Consider the following 17,929-nt stretch of genomic DNA (forward strand, 5'->3'; position numbering starts at 1 on the left):
CAGTGGCGGCACGCAGGCGTGGACGGCAATGGGACGAGTCCGATGTACGCATCCGCCCCGGTAAAGGGTCGCGGCCACGGACGAAGGATCGCCCCCGCCACGCCGATGCCCACTGGGGCATGGTGGTGACCAAGGATCGTGGTCGTTGGGGTGTAGTCCTCGATAACAACCCTGATGTTGCAGTGACATGCATGCGTGCCCGCGAGCTCGGCCGCACCAATATCGTTGTCGGTGACCGTGTCGGTGTCGTAGGCGATGTCAGCGGCCGTGCGGGCACACTGGCCCGCATCGTCAAGCTGGCAGAGCGCAGCACGGTTTTGCGTCGCACCGCCGATGACAATGACCCGTATGAGCGCATCGTCGTGGCCAATGCCAGCCTGCTGCTCATTGTGTGCGCAGTCGCCGATCCTGAACCTCGCACCGGTTTTGTCGAACGCGCGCTGGTCGCGGCCTACGCCGGCGGTGTCCGCCCCGTGCTCTGTCTGACTAAATCCGATCTGGCCGACCCAGAAGAATTTGCCGGGGAGTTCTCGGCACTCGGAGTGGATGTCGTTGTCTGCGGTATTAATGATGACTTGGCTCCCTTGTCAGAGCTCATCGATGTCCCCGGACGAGTGACAGCTTTGGTTGGGCATTCCGGTGTGGGGAAATCGACCCTTGTCAACCGGATTGTTCCTGAAGCCAACCGTGAGACCGGCGAAGTTAGTGGTGTGGGTAAGGGCCGCCATACCTCCACGCAGTCGGTGGCGCTGATGTTGCCGTCGGAAAGCGATGACGATGCGGCGTCGTGGATTATTGATACCCCGGGCATTCGTTCCTTTGGTCTGGCTCATGTGACACCGGAGACGCTGCTGGCGGCGTTTCCAGATATCCAGGCAGCGACAGATGAATGCCCACGTGGTTGCACCCATTTGGGACCGCCCGCGGATCCAGAGTGTGCCCTCGACAAGCTGGAGGGAGTTCAGCACCGCCGAGCGATGGCTGTGCGTCGCCTGTTGAGTGCAATCAGCGACAACGAGGATTGGGAGCTGGACATTGAAAGAGACTAGCCACACCGATTCTGTGGAGACGCCCTCTGAAGCCGCGGCTGGTGCTGAGTCGGACAAAGCGGGCTCCAGACTCTACCCCGCTCCCGGCAGTTGGATTCGGCTGTGCATCTACACGCTTATCGTGGGTCTTGCGACGGGGCTCGGAGCTGCCGGGCTCGCGCTGATCATGCACGGCATCGAGTACGCAGTTTACGGACAACATGAGGGCGACGTAGCCGTCGTGACCGATGGCACCACTGGCCTCCAGCGCTTTGTCGGAATTGTGTTGGCGGGACTGATTGCAGGACCGGTGTGGGCAGCTCTTCGCACAAAGGCGAAGCCTGTTGAAAGCGTTGAAGCGGGCATGCACGGCCGCCCCATGCCTGTGTGGTCAACTCTTGTCAATGTGTTTTTGCAGATGGCGACCGTCGCTGCAGGTGCATCCATGGGACGCGAGAATGCCCCGCGTGAGCTCGGTGCAATGGTGGCCTCGCAGATGTCGCATCGACTGCGCATCGATCCACTACACCGCCGTATTTTGGTCGCAGCAGCGGCCGGTGCCGGCCTGGGGGCGATTTATCACATCCCGTTGGCTGGAGCGGTTTTCTCGTTGGAGATTCTGCTGGGCTCGCTGAGTATTACCGCGGTGATGGTGGTGCTGGCGTGTTCAGCCATTGCCACGGTGACGTCGGGCATCGTGGTCGGCAGTAGCCCGCTCTACAGCCCAATTAATCTCTCGGACGGCTGGGGCAACCTCGGGGCAGCACTGCTCATCGGTGTTATCTGCGGTGCCATCGGCTACGCATTTCGCATTCTCAGCTCGCGGATGTCGGACAAAGCACCGACTGGCTGGCACTCTGCCTGGGCCATCCCCCTCGCATTTACGCTGGTTGGTGTGATTTCACTGTGGGTTCCAGAAGTCTTGGGCAATGGCCGTATCGCTGCGACCACAGTTCTCATGGACCGCCCGCTGCTGGGTTTTGCTGTCATCCTGCTGATTGCGAAAGCTATCGCGGTTCTCGTTACTTTCCGTTCGGGGGCCGTCGGTGGTCTCTTGACTCCCGGCTTTGCCCTTGGCGCGCTCAGCGGTTTCATCGTCGGCTGCTTCGTACAGCCATTGATGCCCTCAGTTCCGCTGAGCGACTTTGCGATTCTCGGCGCGGCGGCCTTCCTGTCGGCGTCCATGGCAGCTCCACTGTTCGCACTGATCGTGACCGTGGAGTTTACCGGCCAGAATTCCTCGGCTTACTTAGCGCTCTTCCTCGCTGGTGCAACTGCGACACTAACTGTGACCATAATTCGCGCCTGGCTACGGCTCCCCCACAAGCAATCAATGCCATGGAACCGCGAACCAGCAGTCGCGGCTGTGGTCCGCAAGCGGGCCGAGGGCTAACCGCGCGCAACAGTGTGCGTCGAGCGACCTGTGTAGGCCCGGACAATTTCCCGGACGCCTGGGCGAAGACGGCGGAGCATTCGCAGCCCCGTCGCTAAGCCCTTGCGTTGCGGGGAACTGGACTGGAGCTCCGCTTCAACCTGCGGATACTTCTTGAACGCCGCCTCCGAACGTACCTCTGGGGCGTTGTCCGGGTCAGCGACTAAGAAACGATCCGGCAGCGACAACTTCAGCAGCGTGCGCTGGACCTGGAAGAACTGCTTCGGGAACGACCCCGTGTTGTATGGCAGGTCGTATTCCCGGCAGATTTGCTGAACCTGCTTCGAAATCTGCGCAAGCCTGTTGGATGGCATGTCCGGGAACAGGTGGTGCTCAATCTGGTAATTCAGATTTCCTGAGAGCACCGACAGCGCCAGCCCACCGTGGAAGTTCGCCGAGCCCAGCATTTGGCGCAAATACCACTCACTCTTGTCCTCGGTGTTGTACTGCTCCTTGGTGAAAGTCTCGGCATCATCCGGAAAGTGTCCGCAGAAGATGACCGCGTAGGCCCAAAGATTACGGGCGAGGTTGGCCATCATGTTCGCAAAGGCCACCTCACGGTAACGCGGACCCGCCATCGCCGGGAAGAGAACGTAGTCCTTGAGCACCTGGCGCCCCGACTTGTTGAGCACCTCCATGAGCTGCGGTCGGGCCTCATCCCAGGATTTCTTACCTGCGAACACGCGCCCGAGCTCGACGTCGTAGAAGGCCACTGCCCATTGGAAAAGGCTGGCCAACACCACGTTTGTCACCGGCTGCAGCAGCGTCGATGGCTTCCAACGGCGGTCACGAGTCACCCGGAGAATGCCGTATCCCACATCGTTGTCCATACCGAGCACGTTGGTGTACTTGTGGTGGACAAAGTTGTGGGAGTGCTTCCACCCGCTGGATGGGCAGGAATTGTCCCACTCCCAGGTGGCCGAGTGAATCTCGGGGTCATTCATCCAGTCCCACTGACCGTGCATGGTGTTGTGTCCGATTTCGAGGTTTTCCAAAATCTTTGCCAGCCCCAGCGCTGAGGCACCCGCCCATTTGAAACCCCAGTGCGCGGTGTTCTTCCACGACTTCGGCAGCATCCCTAATTTGTTTAAGGCCATGCCTGCCGTCGGCACCATCAGCAGACCTCGACCAGTCACCTCAAGGGTGCGCTGAATGCGGATGAGCGTGCGGATGTAGCGAGCATCCTTCTGTCCCAGCGAATCGCGGTGTTGCTTTTCGATTTCCTCAAACCGACGCCCAATCTCTGCGACGTCTTCTTCGCTCAAGTGCGCATACGATGCGATATCGGAAATTGCCATGGGAAGGGTCCCAACTCCTTTAGGTAGTTTCTCCTGGTTAATGCAGGTTGAGATAGATGTGGGGCGAACTTACAGTTCGATACGCGCGTGCCCCGCCGGCGCACAGACGCACGTTCGGACCCGCTCCCCCGCCACAAACGTCGCACCGGTGCGGATGTCCCGTGCTGCGCCGTCGGAGAGCTGCTGCACACACGTCGCACAAATTCCCATCCGACAGCCGTACGGCAGGTCAACCCCGACGCTCTCTGCCGCCTCCAGGATGGTGGTTGCACCGTCTACGCCGATATCGCCTCGGCTGCCGAAACTCACCGTGCCGCCGATCTCCCCCGCCGCCGAGCGGTCAACGGTGAAACGTTCCGTCCGCAGCCCGGGAAACTCCGGCTCAAGGTTTTTCAGCAGTTCAACCGGACCACAGGCATAGGCGCTTGCCGACGATGCCAGCGCTCCAAAGTCAGCAATGATGTCGGTAACCGCCGCAGCGTCAATCCGCGGCTGCGTCTCCGTATTCCGGGCATGCAGGCGATACTTCAACGCGCTAGTAGCACTGCGCTGTTCCAGCTCGCGAAGCTCATTGACAAACACAGCTTCTGCCTCGCCGCGGTAGGAGTGAATGTGCTCGACTTCCACTGAGGCATTGCGAGCTGAAAGATCACGCAGCATGGAAATCACCGGAGTTACGCCGGAGCCTGCGGTAACAAACGCAATGCGGGCTGGGAGCGGCTCCGGAAGATGGAAATCCCCAGCCGGGGCAGCCAGGCGGACGACAGTACCCGGCTTGACATTGGCGACGAGGTGTTGGGACACGTAGCCGTCGTTGAGCGCACGGATGTTGATAGTCAGCAGCCCGTCATGAGGCCGCGGCGCATTTGTCAGCGAGTAGGAACGCCACAGGTATTTCCCCTTGACCTCTACGCCAAGTCCGATGAACTGGCCTGGCTTGAAGTCTGTTGGCATCCCCCAACCCGGACGGATTATCAACTCTGCTGAAGTAGGAGATGTGGGATTAATGGCCTCAATCTGACCGCGCAGCTCGCGACTTGACCACAGCGGATTTAGCAAATGCGTGTAATCATCGGGCAAAAGTGGCGTGGATAAATGCTTGAATACCCGGGAAACTTTGGTCTTAAGCCCCATTTTTGGCCCTCCTGACTGTCACGGGCGAACAAGTAATAACGCTGTTCATCAGTAGGCATGCCCCACCCGATTCATTATTACGTGTCCGTAGGTTACTTAGACGTAGACTACGGAGCGGTAAGTTATTGGTCAAGAGAAACAAATGATTTTGACACAAATAGCGAAATTGTCATTACCCCCACTCCCGTGCGAAACACCCCCTTTGACATGGAGCTTATCCACACAAAACAATCCCGTCTTTTATACCCCCACTGAAAACACTTGTGCCATACAAAAAAGGGGCTGGGTTCCTAAACCCAGTCCCCTTCTTTAACGCCGAGCACGCGCTACTACAGGAAGTCGACCACCATGCCGAGCTCAGCTACGTCGTACCACGCCAGCGGGATCTCCAGCGCATCGCCGACAGTGAGCTCCGCATCCTCGTCACCGAGATCTGCCTTATCGACGGCATCAATCGCAGCCTCAACCTTGCTTTCCGCCTCTTCCACATCAATGTGGAGAGCTGCAACGTCGGCAAGCGAAATTGGGCCGCCGACCTTAACCACAGCATCTCCCATATCCGACTGCGGCTCCGCCTCCACATCAACGGAAATGACCACTCGACGGTGCGGGAACTTCTCTTCTGCGGCATCGAGCAGACGGAGCGACGCACGCGCAGCCTCATCAAAGGCTACGTCTGCCAGTTCCTCATCATCGCCCTCAGTAAAGAAATCGCGCAGCGCTTCAGTGACAGCAAAGCCCCAACCACCGCGGGCGTGGAAGAGCTCATCCTCCTTAAGCGCCTCAAGCATGGAGAAAGTCGCTGGGATATAGACGCGCATTAGAACTCGCCCTCGAGACCCAGCAGACCGGCAATCTCGACCACTGCGCGGTCGAACTGCTGATAGAAGACTCCCACCATGCCGTTAGAGACGGCCGCATGGATGTTCTCAATCGAATCATCTACCAACACGCAGTCCCGTGCCGGCAGTTCAATAGCCGCAGCGGCTGCATTAAAAGCCTCTGCCGAAGGCTTCTCATGGCCAATTTCACCAGAGAGCACAACTGCGTCTACCAGGCCCTCATCTTCGAGCTTGCGAATCGGATCCGCCGATGGGCCACCTGGGTCATTCGACAGGACTGCCAGGCCAACACCATTTGCACGCGCCTCTACCAGCAAATTACGCCAACGTGCCTGGTCTTCATCCGTGCCGTCAAGGACACCACAGTAATCGATAATCATTCCGCGCATGGCCTGTAGTTTATCGCATGACCTGCACGTTTGCCTTTTTTCCAGTTCAGCGTGTTAATTGGCTGTTCGTTACGCCCATTTGTAGACGACCAGAACGGCCTTGACGGAAACCGATAGGACCATTAACAGCGAAACACTCAGCCCATTTCGCGACTGCGCCTTCTCCACAATCCCCCCACGCCGGCCGTGAATTCCCCTTCACAAGCTGCACACTTAAAGCACTTGTAGGACAATGGTCTTCAGCAAGGGGGAACTTGCCAATGGAGAGTTTTTAGGGGGATTAATCCATGGCACCAACGTCTCACGTACCAAAATCTCAGACACCGATGCCTTACGCGCTGTCGCACGCCGCTGAGCACCGCTCCAGTGGCAGGGAATCCATTGAACCGGCAACGGGCTTTTCGCTTCTCCACACAATTCAACTCGGCCAGTCAGCTAATGCCGCCGCCTCTCAAACCGCAAAAGTGGCACCGACCTACAGCGGATGCTCGGCTGCCACCGGAGCCGCTGTCATGACGGCATTACCGCCCGTCGCGGCCGCTCCTGCTGCAAAAAAGACGCCGCAAACACCGCACGTCGTCCAGCACTGTGAACAGAATCTGAGACAGGAGCTTGGCACGATTACTCGCCGCGTCTTCGACATCATCGCGGGTCGCAGGCGAGTCAACGATCTACGTCGCATCAATATCGACCCGATTATTCACGCTGCGATACTCACGCTGTCGAAAAACACCAGCCTCAAGGGTGTCGCGTTGCAATCCTTTCACGCCAGCGCTTCCGCGGACGGCAAGAAGGTCGAGTTCCTGGGTAGTTGCCGTGTCGGTCCGCGCGTTCGCGCGTTCACGGGCACTTTCCGCCGCGGAACAGCAAAAACGCGGCCATGGACCATGACCGCGTTTCGGGTGCTTTAGTGCTTAGCGACGGCGCTTGCGAGCCGCCTTCCGACGCTGCGCTCGGTTGCCCTCAGACTCTTGATCCACGCGCTGCTGCTCTGCACTGCCGTCCTCGCTGGGGCCGGAGTAAGTCATCTGCTGATTTTGCTCAGCAGCTTCCGTTGGCAGAGCTGGAGCCTGGTTCTCCTGCCCCTCGGCGTTTTCCACTGCGGGCATAACCTGCTTACGGATCAGGAACAACTGACGAACCGATTCTTCCTTGATGCCGTCCATCATCGCGGTGAACATGTCGTAGCCCTCACGCTGGTACTCCACCAGCGGGTCAGCCTGGGCCATGGCGCGCAAGCCAATGCCCTCCTTGAGGTAGTCCATCTCGTAGAGGTGCTCGCGCCACTTCTGGTCCATGACGTTCAGGATGGTGAAGCGCTCGATGTTGCGCATCTGGTCGTCGCCGCCAATTGCGGAGACCGCATCCTCAAGCTGGTCGTAGCTGGCCGAGATGTCCGTGTGCAGAGCCTTGGACAGCTCATCGGCCGAGAGGTCACCTGGGGTACCGAAGTCAGAGCCATCAATAAGCTCTTGCGCCGTAAACGTCGGGCTGTAGAGCTGCTCAAGGGCATTCCACAGCTCGTCGAGGTCCCAATCCTCCACGTAACCGTCAGCGGTGGCACCGTTGACATACGCATCGACGACGTCGTCCTGCATGTCACGGACCTGAGTCTTCAAATCCTCACCTTCGAGGATGCGACGGCGCTCAGCGTAGATGACCTTACGCTGCTGGTTCATAACCTCGTCATACTTCAGAACATTCTTACGGATTTCGAAGTTCTGGCTTTCCACCTGAGCCTGAACGCTCTTAATGGAGTTGGAAACAACCTTGGAGTCAATAGGAACGTCATCCGGGACATTCAGAGTGTTCATCAGCGCTTCCATGCGCTGACCGTTGAAGCGAACCATGAGATCATCGCGCATGGACAGGTAAAAGCGGGTAACGCCCGGGTCACCCTGACGACCGGTACGACCACGCAACTGGTTGTCAATGCGGCGTGACTCATGACGCTCAGTACCCAGGACGTAGAGGCCACCGGCCTCACGTACCTTGTCAGCTTCTTCCTTCGACTGCTGACGAACACGCTCAATCTCAGCGTCCCACGCCTCTTCGTACTCTTCCGGAGTTTCCACCGGGTCCAGACCACGAGAGCGCAGATTCAGGTCAGCGATAATGTCCGGGTTACCGCCCAGCACGATGTCAGTACCACGACCGGCCATGTTAGTTGCCACGGTAACGCCTCCGAGACGACCCGCCACTGCGACAATCTCAGCTTCCTTCTCGTGGTGCTTAGCGTTCAGCACAGAGTGAGGAATACCTTCGCGCTGCAGGAGCTTGGAAAGGTACTCGGATTTCTCGACTGACGTCGTACCAACGAGAACTGGCTGCCCCTTTTCATGGCATTCGCGGATGTCTTCGACAACAGCGGCGAACTTTGCCTCCTGCGTCTTGTAAATCAGGTCGGGCAGATCCTCACGCTGCTTCGGGCGATTCGGCGGAATCGCCATGACATTCAGCTTGTAAATCTGGTGCAGCTCAGCCGCTTCAGTCTCAGCCGTACCGGTCATACCGGACAGCTTGTCGTAGAGGCGGAAGTAGTTCTGGAGCGTAACGGTTGCCAGCGTCTGGTTCTCGTTTTTAATCTCCACCCCTTCCTTGGCCTCAATTGCCTGGTGCATGCCCTCGTTATAGCGACGGCCTGCCAGCACGCGACCGGTGAACTCATCAACGATGAGAATCTCACCATTACGGATAATGTAATCCTTGTCGCGGGTGAACAGCTCCTTGGCCTTCAGGGCATTGTTCAGGTAACTGACCAGCGAAGAGTTTTCCGGAGCATACAGGTTGGCAATGCCCAGCTGATCCTCAACGAATTCAACACCCTCTTCACGAATACCGATGGTGCGCTTTCGCTCATCGACTTCGTAGTGAATATCGCGCTTCATACGCGGCACAATCTTGGAGAACGCCAAGTACCAGTGCGGATCGCCATCTGCCGGACCGGAAATGATTAACGGAGTACGGGCCTCGTCAATCAGAATCGAGTCAACCTCATCGACGATGGCGAAGTGGTGCCCACGCTGCACCAAATCGTCGAGCGAATGCGCCATGTTATCGCGCAGGTAGTCAAAGCCGAACTCGTTGTTCGTGCCGTAGGTGATGTCGGCAGCATAGGCCTTGCGGCGCTGATCCGGGCTGAGCTCAGAGAGAATCACGGAAGTCTCAAGCCCCAGGAAGCGGTGGACTCGACCCATCCACTCCGCGTCACGCTTAGCCAGGTAGTCATTAACCGTAACGACATGAACGCCCTTGCCTGCCAACGCATTGAGGTATGCGGGCAGCACACAGGTCAGGGTCTTACCTTCACCAGTACCCATCTCGGCAACGTTGCCGAAGTGCAGTGCCGCACCGCCCATAACCTGGACGCGGTAGTGCTTCTGCCCCAGCACGCGCCAGGATGCCTCGCGCGCCGTGGCGAAAGCATCCAGAAGCAAATCGTCTACATCGGCACCGTCAGCCAGCTGCTTCTTAAACTCCTCGGTCTTGGCACGGAGTTCATCGTCTGAAAGAGCTGCGTACTCGTCTTCCTTGGCGATGACCTGATCTGCAATATTGCCAAGCCTCTTGACAGCGCGGCCTTCACCAATGCGGAGCAACTTGCTGAGCGAAAACACTAAATTGGGACCTTTCCGGCCGATTCACGTCGAACTTTAATGTGCAACGGTTGATTATACGACGAACCCGCCTTCCCTTCTAAGAGAAGACGGGCTCATGTGAGCAATTACTTACCAATACACAGCTCTGCGCGGTATTGCGTGCTCTTTTTGGTGAAGACTTACTTCTCGTCTTCGTCTGCCAGCTCAATCAGACCGTAGTCGTACGCGTGACGACGGTAGACCACGGACGGACGAGAGGTTGCCTCGTTAACGAAGAGGTAGAAGTCGTGACCGACGAGCTCCATCTCAGACAGAGCATCTTCCACCGTCATCGGAGTTGCGGAGTGCTGCTTGGTACGCACAACCTGGCCCGGGGTCACGTCCTCAACCAGATCCTCGTACGGATCAGCCTTTTCCGGAGCCGCTGCCTCAGCCTCTGCAACCAGCGAAGCAGTTGCCTCGCCGACGGACATCGGTGCACGGTGGCCAGAACGGCTAATCTTGCGGCGAGCCTTCACCTTACGCAGGGAGCGCTCCATCTTGCCCAGAGCAGACTCCAGTGCAGCGTAGAAGCTATCTTCCTTGGCTTCCGCACGAGCCAGGTGACCCTTGCCAGTAGCGGTGATCTGAATACGGTCAGAGCGGTCTGCACGGCGCGGATTCGGCTCGTGCTGGAGCTCCACGTGGAAGAAGGTCAAAGTCGGGTCGAGGCGCTCAATCTTCGCCAGCTTCGCCTTAACACGATCTGCGAAGTGCTCTGGAACCTCAACATTGCGCCCGGTGATGGTCACCTGAGCGTTCGGGCTGAGTACCTCGTTGTTGTCAGCAGGTGTGGACACTTGCTACCTACCTCCCGGTATGGCCACCGCCCTTCCGTGAGCGGGATTACTCACGGCGTCTACGGTGACGAGTCTTTCTGCACCCCCAGGATACAGTTCCGGGGGTAACCAATGCCACGTTCCCCTCGTTTATTTTTCGCTTGCCGACGACACCCCCTGCGTCTACGCCCGGGCGAGCACCAACACCATGTCGATGCGAATCCCCAATGACGCTGCCACCAACTCGGTTTCCGCTGCAGTGGCACCAGTGGTGGCCACATCATCAACCAGAATTACTGTCGCCTGCGCACAGCGTTGTCGCAGCTTGTCGCTAATTCCGCGCTTGAATTGCGTCAGCGGCACAATGTGGCCAGAAAGATTTCGTCTGCGTTGAGAAGCCCCCAGCTCCGCGGAATCCCGCGTGCGCCCGCCAATGCGCACCAGGGGCAATACCGAACTGGAGGGGAGCTGACTGCAAGCAAAGTCGCAGGCAATTGTTACCGGGTCCCCACCCCGTTGTCGACGGGATGACGATCTTGTCGGCGCGGGAATCAAAATGACGGGGGTAATTTCCGGGGGCATTATATGGCCATCAGAGGCCAGCCTTCGTACCGCAGCGGCGAACACGGCCCCCATGATTCGTCTGGCTTCACCACTGCCCCGTTCTTTGGCCGACAAAATGAGATGTCTCCTCGCACCCGAGTACGGACCGCAGGTCCACGCTGCTGCGCGTAACGCAGCCCGCGGTGAAAACCGCACTGGAGGTTGCTGAAGATCGTCCTTGCAACCGCGACACAGCGCCCCGGAGCAGCCGCACACCGGACAGGTTTCCGGTATCACGAGGCCGATCGCGTCGCGAGTGACGTCGTAAAGCGCGCGCAGAAATTCCTGCGATGACCTCCCCTGCGCCATTAATCCCCTCCCCGATTTGCGCTTATTCCACAGACACCGGGGCCATTCGACCGCGCGCACCCGGAACCTGGCGCCAGAACTGCTGCTGCCCCTCGCTGGAGATCAGCTCCATGACACCGGTGGCATCCAATGCGTAACGCTTCGACGAGGTCGCGGTAACTACAGGAATTGGCGGTGTCAGGTTGAGCTTCGGCAGAACGGAGCTAGTCGCACCGTCCGGGAAGGCACTCCACATCGGGGTGTCTCCGCTGTAACCACCCACCGTGACCGTTTGATTCGGCGACCACGTCAGCGACACCGGGGAAACGTTTTCAGGGAGCGGCAGAGCACGCGGGTGCGTCAACTTCCACGGTTTATCGTCATGCCTTTCGATGGTGGCGATATAGACTTCACCAGCGATAATCATCGCTACCTGCGTGCCTGAAGAATCGACGCGGAATTCAGAAATGCCGGCGCTCGGGCGCCCCGTGCCTTCGCCGCCGTCAAGAAGGTGGCTGAGCTCAGAGGTATCAACCTCCTCCTGCTGAATCCGGGACGACGTCGACTGCCGAACCAGACGTACGACGGTTGTACCGTCCTTCACCGTCCAGACCGCCTCGGCATCTGGAGACCATGTCGGACGGGTGAGGCTCTCGCCAGTCAGCACAGGAACCGGCTGATCTTGTATTCCGCCCAGCATCAATGTGGACTCCCCGAGGTCGTACGAACCGGCACGACCATCCACGGCCGAACGGAACACGGCGGCAATAAGCTCGCTGCCATTGGGGTTGGTGCCCACTGCCGCGGAAAACACCGCAGTGCTGCCGCTGGCGGTCCAGCCGCGTCCCACAGGTGTAGCGTGGCCGTCAGCAATCTCGTAGATACCGCTGCGGTCGACCGTCCGCAACGGTGCGTTATCAGCCGGTAGATGATTCGGGTCGTAGAGCTGGATTGCGTCAGTGTCCTTCGTCCACGGCTCGTCGTGGCTGGCAACCAGTGGTTCGCCGTCGGCCATGAGGATCCACGGACCACGGAAATCTGCCGAGTCGAGAGTCCAGATAATCTGCGCCGCGAGCATGACACGCAGTTCCTCGGAAACATCACCCAACCCGGTGATTTCGACCCTGCGACCGTCCGCGTTGGACACAGGTCCTGCTTCCACCGCAATTGAGGCATTGGGCTTGAGCACGGTGGTGACGCCCGGTCGCAGTGGTGCTGATGGTCCGTTCTTCAGCTTTGTCAACAGATTGGTCGCGCCATCGGTGACGCCACGATAGAGCCAACGACGATCTGTGACCAAATGATTACCCGCCGGATCGAGGAAATAGATATTGCGAGGCACATTGTTTTCCAGGAATGCCTGACGCTCCATGACAACACCGTCGGGCAGCGAGGAAATGCGCCACTGCCCATCCGAACCAAGCTTCATCTCCACGGTTTCCTCATAGTCACCGGACTGGGGCTCATACGCACCATCAGTACCGAATTGACCAACGCTGCGACCTCGGGCAACGAAGGACTGTCGCGATCCTCCTTCATCCCTCTGGGCGATGAGGTTGACACCGTCGAGAATGCGGGCACTATCCTGCGGTTTCCAACTGGCCGCAAGTTCCGGGGTCATGAAGGCACGCATAGCTTGAAAATCATCAACCGGATGCGCGGCCGCGGCGAAAAAGTCGCGCAGGACAATGTCTGCATTGACATTCGGTCGTGGCTGAGGAACTTCAATACGAACTTGGGGCGGCTCAAACGGACGCAGCACCTGGGGGCTGGTGTTTCTCGGAATGGTGGTACATCCTGCGGCCGTGCCCAAAATGATCACTGAGCTAAGCGCCACTGTCTTACGCAGGACGCGACGAGCCTTTGACTGTTGCTGCGCCGTCATTTAAATATCCTCCTCTCGTGCCTGTCGGGATTCGCTATCGCTAGTCGGCTGCCCCTTACCCTGATCCTGGCTCTTGACTTGCGGTGCAATCGAATCCGATTCCAACTCCCGTGCACCAATTTCCTGCTGATGCGGAATCTGATCGGGCAGCGGCGGAACTTCCAGGCCGAGCGGATGCTCACCGAAGCTCGCATCAGGCTCCAGTGGCACAGTCAGGCGGAAACAGCTACCGACCGTCGGCACGCCAAATGCCTCCAGTTCCCCACCATGCAATTGTGCGTCCTCACGCGCGATCGCCAAGCCAAGTCCGGTCCCGCCGGTGCGTCGGACACGCGAGGGGTCAGCGCGCCAGAACCGGTTAAACACCAGCTCTTGCTGTTCCGGCTTTAGCCCCACACCGTGGTCAACTACCGTAAACGAAACCGCGGAATCGCTCGCCCGCACTGTGACATCCACCGGATTGCCCTCACTGTGATCAACAGCGTTGGCCATAAGATTGCGTAGCACGCGCTCGATACGACGCGAGTCGACTGTTGCCATTACCGGCTCATCGGGCAGGTGGAAGCGGATGGGCGTACCGGTCTCCTTAGCCACGACTGTTACCTGCTGATAGGCAGCATCCACACAGCGACGGACATCGACCTTTTCTGCAGACAGGTCAGCAACGCCGGCATCGTGGCGTGAGATCTCAAGCAGGTCATTGAGAAGCATCTCAAAACGCTCAAGCTCCTCATTCATCAGCTCAGCTGCGCGGCGAGTCGCCGGATCGAGGTCCTCAGCGCCGTCAGCAATAAGGTCGGCGGCCATACGCACCGTGGTCAGAGGCGTCCTCAACTCATGCGAGACATCGGAGGTGAACTGTCGCTGCAGACTGCCGTATTCCTCCAGCTGTCTAATCTGCGTCGACAGCGATTCGGCCATCTTGTTAAAGCTCATGGCCAGTCGCGCCATGTCATCTTCACCCTGCACGACCATGCGTTCGCGCAAGTGGCCGTCGGCAAAGCGCTGGGCAATCTGGGCGGCGGAACGCACTGGTGTCGTCACCTGATTGGAGAAGAACCAAGTAATACCGCCGAGAAGCGCCATGATGACTACTGTCGCACCGGCGAGGAGACCACGAACCAACTTAATAGTCGATTCCTCTGCAGCCATAGAGGTGACCAGATAGAGCTCGAGCCCATCAACCGAGGTAGAAGTAGGGCTACCGATAATTAACGCCGAGTACGTATCGCCGCGGTTATCAGTGACTTGGCGTACCTGATACGCAATTTGCCCTTGTCGGACTACTTCATGCAATCGTTCTGGAACATCGGCCTTAATCGGCGATGAAGCCAACACCGTGCCTCGTGGCACCGGCGCCACGAGCAGCGGTTCATAACTTGTCAGTGGCGCAGCACCGGAACCGGCTGCACGGTTCACAAGGGCATCGCGCCCCACGTTGAGAAGAGCTTGCAGCTCGTTGGACGAAGAGTTCTCAATCGCCTGCTCCACCACCGCGCGAGCACGGTCAATTTCCTCGTCGGCAGCGGTAACCTTTGCGTCGATAAGCCGCTGGGTAACAATAGTCGCCAGCGCGAAACCGAGTACCGCAATCACCATCGCGCTCAGTACCACCACAGAGGTCAGAATGCGCGCTTGGATAGACGTGCGCCAGAGTGTAACCGCCCAGGTCACTCCCCTATTGGTGAAGTCTCGAAGCTTCGTTATTAATCGACGCAAGAATCGGCTCCCACTAAAGCTGACTGGCCTTGTTTAGTCACCCGTCTTGTACCCGACACCGCGGACGGTCAGCACAATCTGGGGGTTTTCCGGATCCAGTTCGATCTTCGAGCGCAGACGCTGAACGTGAACGTTGACGAGTCGAGTATCCGAGGTGTGCTGATATCCCCAGACCTTTTCCAACAACTCATCACGGGAAAAGACCTGCTTCGGACGGGATGCAAGAGTGTGCAATAGGTCAAACTCCAACGGGGTCAGAGAAATCTCCTTGCCATCACGGAACACGGCGTGACCGGGCACGTCGATAGTCAAGTCGCCGACCTCGAGAGTCTCACTCGGGCTGTCCTCTTGACGACGCAGCCGAGCGCGCACGCGCGCCACGAGCTCCTTCGGCTTAAAGGGCTTCGTGACATAGTCATCCGCACCGGATTCCAGGCCGAGGACCACATCAACCGTGTCGGTCTTCGCAGTCAACATGATGATCGGCACCGCCGATGTCTCTCGCACAGTGCGACAGACATCGACACCACTCATGCCCGGCAACATGAGATCCAGCAGAATCAAATCTGGGTTCTCCCGCTCTGCTGCCTTGACAGCTTCGAGGCCATCGTCGACTACTACTGTGTCGAAGCCCTCGCGCTCCATCACCATCGTGAGCATTTCGGCGATGGCCGGATCATCATCAACAACCAGGATTTTTGAGCTCATGCGTCATATTCTAAACGTAAAGCTATCTAGTTCTGTAGTTTCCCGTTGAGGTGGCTAGCGCAGGCGTGCACTGATCCATTCCACAAGGCGGTCCGCCCCATCGTCCCCCGTAAGCATCAGCCATGGTGACTGCCACGAGCCTTCCGCGAACTTCTGGTACGCCGCTAGTGTGCGCTCCTGCAAACCCGAGTCCTTTTCGTAGGCATCCCTCGTTCGCTGCACATCAGAGGCTTCCCGCTTGCGTGCGCGGTCGGCTGCCACTCCCACCGACGTGGCCAGACAGACCTGAACGTCGGGAAGCGGAAGTTGGAAATCTCCGAATTCGGTCTTCTCAATCCACCCGACAATCGCCGGATCCTGTGTGCGCGCCAGGGAGTATGCCGCGTTGGATGCGACGTAGCGATCGATAATCAGAACATCGTTCTCGCGCGCTGCATCAACAATCGCTTCACGACGTTCTTTGCGGTCCAGAGCGAACAGGAGTGCCATTGCCCAAGCGGAGTCCGCGGTGTCGCCGAGCTGACCGTGCAAGGCTTGATCGGCGAAATCAGCGAAGATTGTCTGCCGGTACGCCGGAAAGGTCATCGAAGAAACGGAGTGTCCTTGACTTCGGAGTTGATTGGTAACAGCTGTGACAAGCGTGTTCTTGCCAGCACCGTCGATTCCTTCGACTGCGATAATCAAATTCTTCTCCTCGCACACATGGCTGCGGCCTAGCCTTGGCTAGAACTAGTAGCGGTAGTGCTCTGGCTTATACGGGCCCTCGACGTCAACGCCGATGTATTCGGCCTGTTCCTTGGACAGTCGGGTGAGCTCACCGCCGAGTGCCTCGACGTGAATGCGAGCGACCTTCTCATCCAGAATCTTCGGCAGACGGTGGACAGTGTTGTCGTACTTATCACCGTTGCAGTAGAGCTCAATCTGCGCGATTGTCTGGTCGGCGAAGGAGGTCGACATTACGAAGGACGGGTGTCCGGTGGCATTACCCAGGTTGAGCAGGCGCCCCTCGGAAAGCACAATCAGAGAGCGTTCCTCGCCGTCAGCATGCGGGAAGATGTACTCGGTGACCTGCGGCTTGATCTCCACACGACGGACATCATCGCGGTGGTGCAGGCTATGCATGTCGATCTCGTTGTCGAAGTGGCCGATGTTGCCCAGCAGCGCGTGGTTCTTCATCTGCTGCATGTGCTCGAAAGTGATGACGTCCTTGTTGCCTGTGGCGGTGATGACAATGTCGACATCTGCGATGACGCTCTCAGTAGCGACGACGTCGAAACCGTCCATCAATGCCTGCAATGCGTTAATCGGGTCGGCCTCGGTGACCTGAACGCGAGCGCCCTGACCCGCCAGCGCCTCCGCGCAGCCCTTTCCCACATCGCCGTAACCGCAAACCAGCACATTCTTGCCGCCAACCAGCATGTCGGTACCGCGGTTGATGCCGTCCAGAAGGCTGTGGCGGGTGCCGTACTTGTTATCGAACTTGGACTTGGTGACCGCATCGTTGACGTTCATGGCCGGGAATGGCAGCACGCCCTGCTCTGCGAAGTGGTAGAGGCGGTGGACACCAGTGGTGGTCTCCTCTGTGACACCCTTGACCGACTTTGCAATTCGGTGCCAACGGCCGGCATCCTTCTCCAAGCTGGCGCGAAGCATGTCCTTGAAGGCAATAAACTCGTCCGAATCCGACTCTTCTGCAGGCGGCACCAGGCCAGCATCCTCGAATTCCATACCCTTAATGACAGCCATGGTGGCGTCGCCGCCGTCGTCCAGAATCATGTTGGCATCTTCATCGCCCCAGTCAAAGATGCGGTCGAGGCACCACCAGTACTCCTCCAGCGTCTCGCCCTTCCAAGCGAAAACCGGAACACCCTGCGGATCCTCCGGAGTGCCGTTTCGCCCAACGACGACAGCCGCAGCGGCCTCATCCTGAGTGGAGAAGATGTTGCACGAGGCCCAGCGGACCTCTGCGCCCAGCGCCGTCAAGGTCTCGATGAGCACTGCGGTTTGAACCGTCATGTGAATGGAGCCGGAAATACGGGCACCGGCCAGTGGCTGCTGCTCTGCGTACTCTTCGCGCAGCGCCATTAGGCCTGGCATCTCGTGCTCAGCCAGACGAATCTGGTGACGACCGGCCTCAGCCAGGGAGAGGTCTGCAACCTTGAAATCAATGTTCTTCGAGGACATGT

At 58.5% G+C, this 17,929-nt stretch carries 15 protein-coding genes; 3 read left to right on the forward strand and 12 right to left on the reverse strand.

Annotation, left to right across the window (positions count from 1 at the left end; all coding sequences use genetic code 11):
- Positions 1-2: 2 nt before the first annotated feature.
- Together rsgA and QP982_RS02665 are read left to right on the forward strand one after the other, a co-directional pair.
- Positions 3-1,049: a ribosome small subunit-dependent GTPase A gene (gene rsgA / locus QP982_RS02660; RefSeq protein ID WP_070566230.1), complete on the forward strand. Its 1,047-nt coding sequence runs from the start codon at positions 3-5 to the stop codon at positions 1,047-1,049.
- The gene (locus tag QP982_RS02665) at positions 1,036-2,421 is read left to right on the forward strand and encodes a chloride channel protein (protein WP_284870182.1); all 1,386 of its coding nucleotides are present in this window, start codon (positions 1,036-1,038) and stop codon (positions 2,419-2,421) included. The genes rsgA and QP982_RS02665 overlap by 14 nt, the downstream gene beginning before the upstream one ends.
- Here QP982_RS02665 and QP982_RS02670 read toward each other — a convergent pair.
- The 4 genes from QP982_RS02670 to QP982_RS02685 form a co-directional block, all read right to left on the reverse strand.
- Positions 2,418-3,758: a fatty acid desaturase family protein gene (locus tag QP982_RS02670; protein WP_284870183.1), complete on the reverse strand. Its 1,341-nt coding sequence runs from the start codon at positions 3,756-3,758 to the stop codon at positions 2,418-2,420. The two genes, QP982_RS02665 and QP982_RS02670, sit on opposite strands and share 4 nt — an antisense overlap.
- A 69-nt stretch (positions 3,759-3,827) precedes the next feature.
- Entirely contained in the window at positions 3,828-4,892 is a 1,065-nt protein-coding gene (locus tag QP982_RS02675) for a flavin reductase family protein (RefSeq protein WP_070595964.1), read from the reverse strand.
- A gap of 329 nt (positions 4,893-5,221) precedes the next feature.
- Entirely contained in the window at positions 5,222-5,713 is a 492-nt protein-coding gene (locus tag QP982_RS02680) for a DUF6912 family protein (protein ID WP_049172814.1), read from the reverse strand.
- Positions 5,713-6,123, reverse strand: coding sequence for an HAD-IA family hydrolase (locus QP982_RS02685; protein WP_038627918.1), 411 nt, complete (start codon positions 6,121-6,123; stop codon positions 5,713-5,715). The genes QP982_RS02680 and QP982_RS02685 overlap by 1 nt, the downstream gene beginning before the upstream one ends.
- A gap of 287 nt (positions 6,124-6,410) precedes the next feature.
- On the opposite strand from QP982_RS02685, the gene QP982_RS02690 reads away from it, so the two are divergent.
- On the forward strand, positions 6,411-7,034 hold the full coding sequence (locus tag QP982_RS02690) for a hypothetical protein (RefSeq protein WP_049172812.1): 624 nt from the start codon (positions 6,411-6,413) through the stop codon (positions 7,032-7,034).
- Positions 7,035-7,037: 3 nt separating this feature from the next.
- On the opposite strand, the gene secA is transcribed toward QP982_RS02690, so the two are convergent.
- The 8 genes from secA to ahcY all read right to left on the reverse strand — a co-directional run bounded on the left by secA (position 7,038) and on the right by ahcY (position 17,927).
- On the reverse strand, positions 7,038-9,740 hold the full coding sequence (gene secA, locus QP982_RS02695; RefSeq protein WP_049193304.1) for a preprotein translocase subunit SecA: 2,703 nt from the start codon (positions 9,738-9,740) through the stop codon (positions 7,038-7,040).
- A gap of 161 nt (positions 9,741-9,901) precedes the next feature.
- Positions 9,902-10,561, reverse strand: coding sequence for a ribosome hibernation-promoting factor, HPF/YfiA family (gene hpf, locus QP982_RS02700; RefSeq protein WP_016422210.1), 660 nt, complete (start codon positions 10,559-10,561; stop codon positions 9,902-9,904).
- 162 nt (positions 10,562-10,723) lie between these two features.
- Positions 10,724-10,981 carry a hypothetical protein gene (locus tag QP982_RS02705; RefSeq protein ID WP_141737802.1) on the reverse strand — a complete coding sequence of 86 codons (258 nt, stop codon included), beginning with the start codon at positions 10,979-10,981 and terminating at the stop codon, positions 10,724-10,726.
- A gap of 493 nt (positions 10,982-11,474) precedes the next feature.
- A complete protein-coding gene (locus QP982_RS02710) occupies positions 11,475-13,316 on the reverse strand; it encodes an LpqB family beta-propeller domain-containing protein (protein ID WP_284870185.1) in 1,842 nt (613 codons plus the stop codon).
- Positions 13,317-14,990, reverse strand: coding sequence for an MtrAB system histidine kinase MtrB (mtrB, locus tag QP982_RS02715; RefSeq protein ID WP_070439514.1), 1,674 nt, complete (start codon positions 14,988-14,990; stop codon positions 13,317-13,319).
- 78 nt (positions 14,991-15,068) lie between these two features.
- Entirely contained in the window at positions 15,069-15,743 is a 675-nt protein-coding gene (gene mtrA, locus QP982_RS02720; RefSeq protein WP_016422206.1) for an MtrAB system response regulator MtrA, read from the reverse strand.
- Between the two features lie 54 nt (positions 15,744-15,797).
- Complete coding sequence (locus tag QP982_RS02725) at positions 15,798-16,427, reverse strand: dTMP kinase (protein WP_284847196.1); 630 nt, start codon at positions 16,425-16,427, stop codon at positions 15,798-15,800.
- Between the two features lie 45 nt (positions 16,428-16,472).
- Positions 16,473-17,927, reverse strand: coding sequence for an adenosylhomocysteinase (gene ahcY, locus QP982_RS02730; RefSeq protein WP_049172800.1), 1,455 nt, complete (start codon positions 17,925-17,927; stop codon positions 16,473-16,475).
- Positions 17,928-17,929: the final 2 nt, after the last annotated feature.

It is taken from the genome of Corynebacterium sp. MSK019 (genome assembly GCF_030232425.1).
In the GTDB taxonomy this organism is placed as follows: Bacteria; Actinomycetota; Actinomycetes; order Mycobacteriales; family Mycobacteriaceae; genus Corynebacterium; species Corynebacterium jeikeium_D.

Excerpts from the sequence above, each read along its gene's own strand:
- QP982_RS02670 (WP_284870183.1), bottom strand. The coding sequence starts at position 3,758 with ATGGCAATTTCCGATATCGCATCGTATGCGCACTTGAGCGAAGAAGAC.
- QP982_RS02675 (WP_070595964.1), bottom strand. The coding sequence starts at position 4,892 with ATGGGGCTTAAGACCAAAGTTTCCCGGGTATTCAAGCATTTATCCACG.
- QP982_RS02680 (WP_049172814.1), bottom strand. The coding sequence starts at position 5,713 with ATGCGCGTCTATATCCCAGCGACTTTCTCCATGCTTGAGGCGCTTAAG.
- QP982_RS02685 (WP_038627918.1), bottom strand. The coding sequence starts at position 6,123 with ATGCGCGGAATGATTATCGATTACTGTGGTGTCCTTGACGGCACGGAT.
- QP982_RS02690 (WP_049172812.1), top strand. The coding sequence starts at position 6,411 with ATGGCACCAACGTCTCACGTACCAAAATCTCAGACACCGATGCCTTAC.
- QP982_RS02710 (WP_284870185.1), bottom strand. The coding sequence starts at position 13,316 with ATGACGGCGCAGCAACAGTCAAAGGCTCGTCGCGTCCTGCGTAAGACA.
- mtrA (WP_016422206.1), bottom strand. The coding sequence starts at position 15,743 with ATGAGCTCAAAAATCCTGGTTGTTGATGATGATCCGGCCATCGCCGAA.
- ahcY (WP_049172800.1), bottom strand. The coding sequence starts at position 17,927 with ATGTCCTCGAAGAACATTGATTTCAAGGTTGCAGACCTCTCCCTGGCT.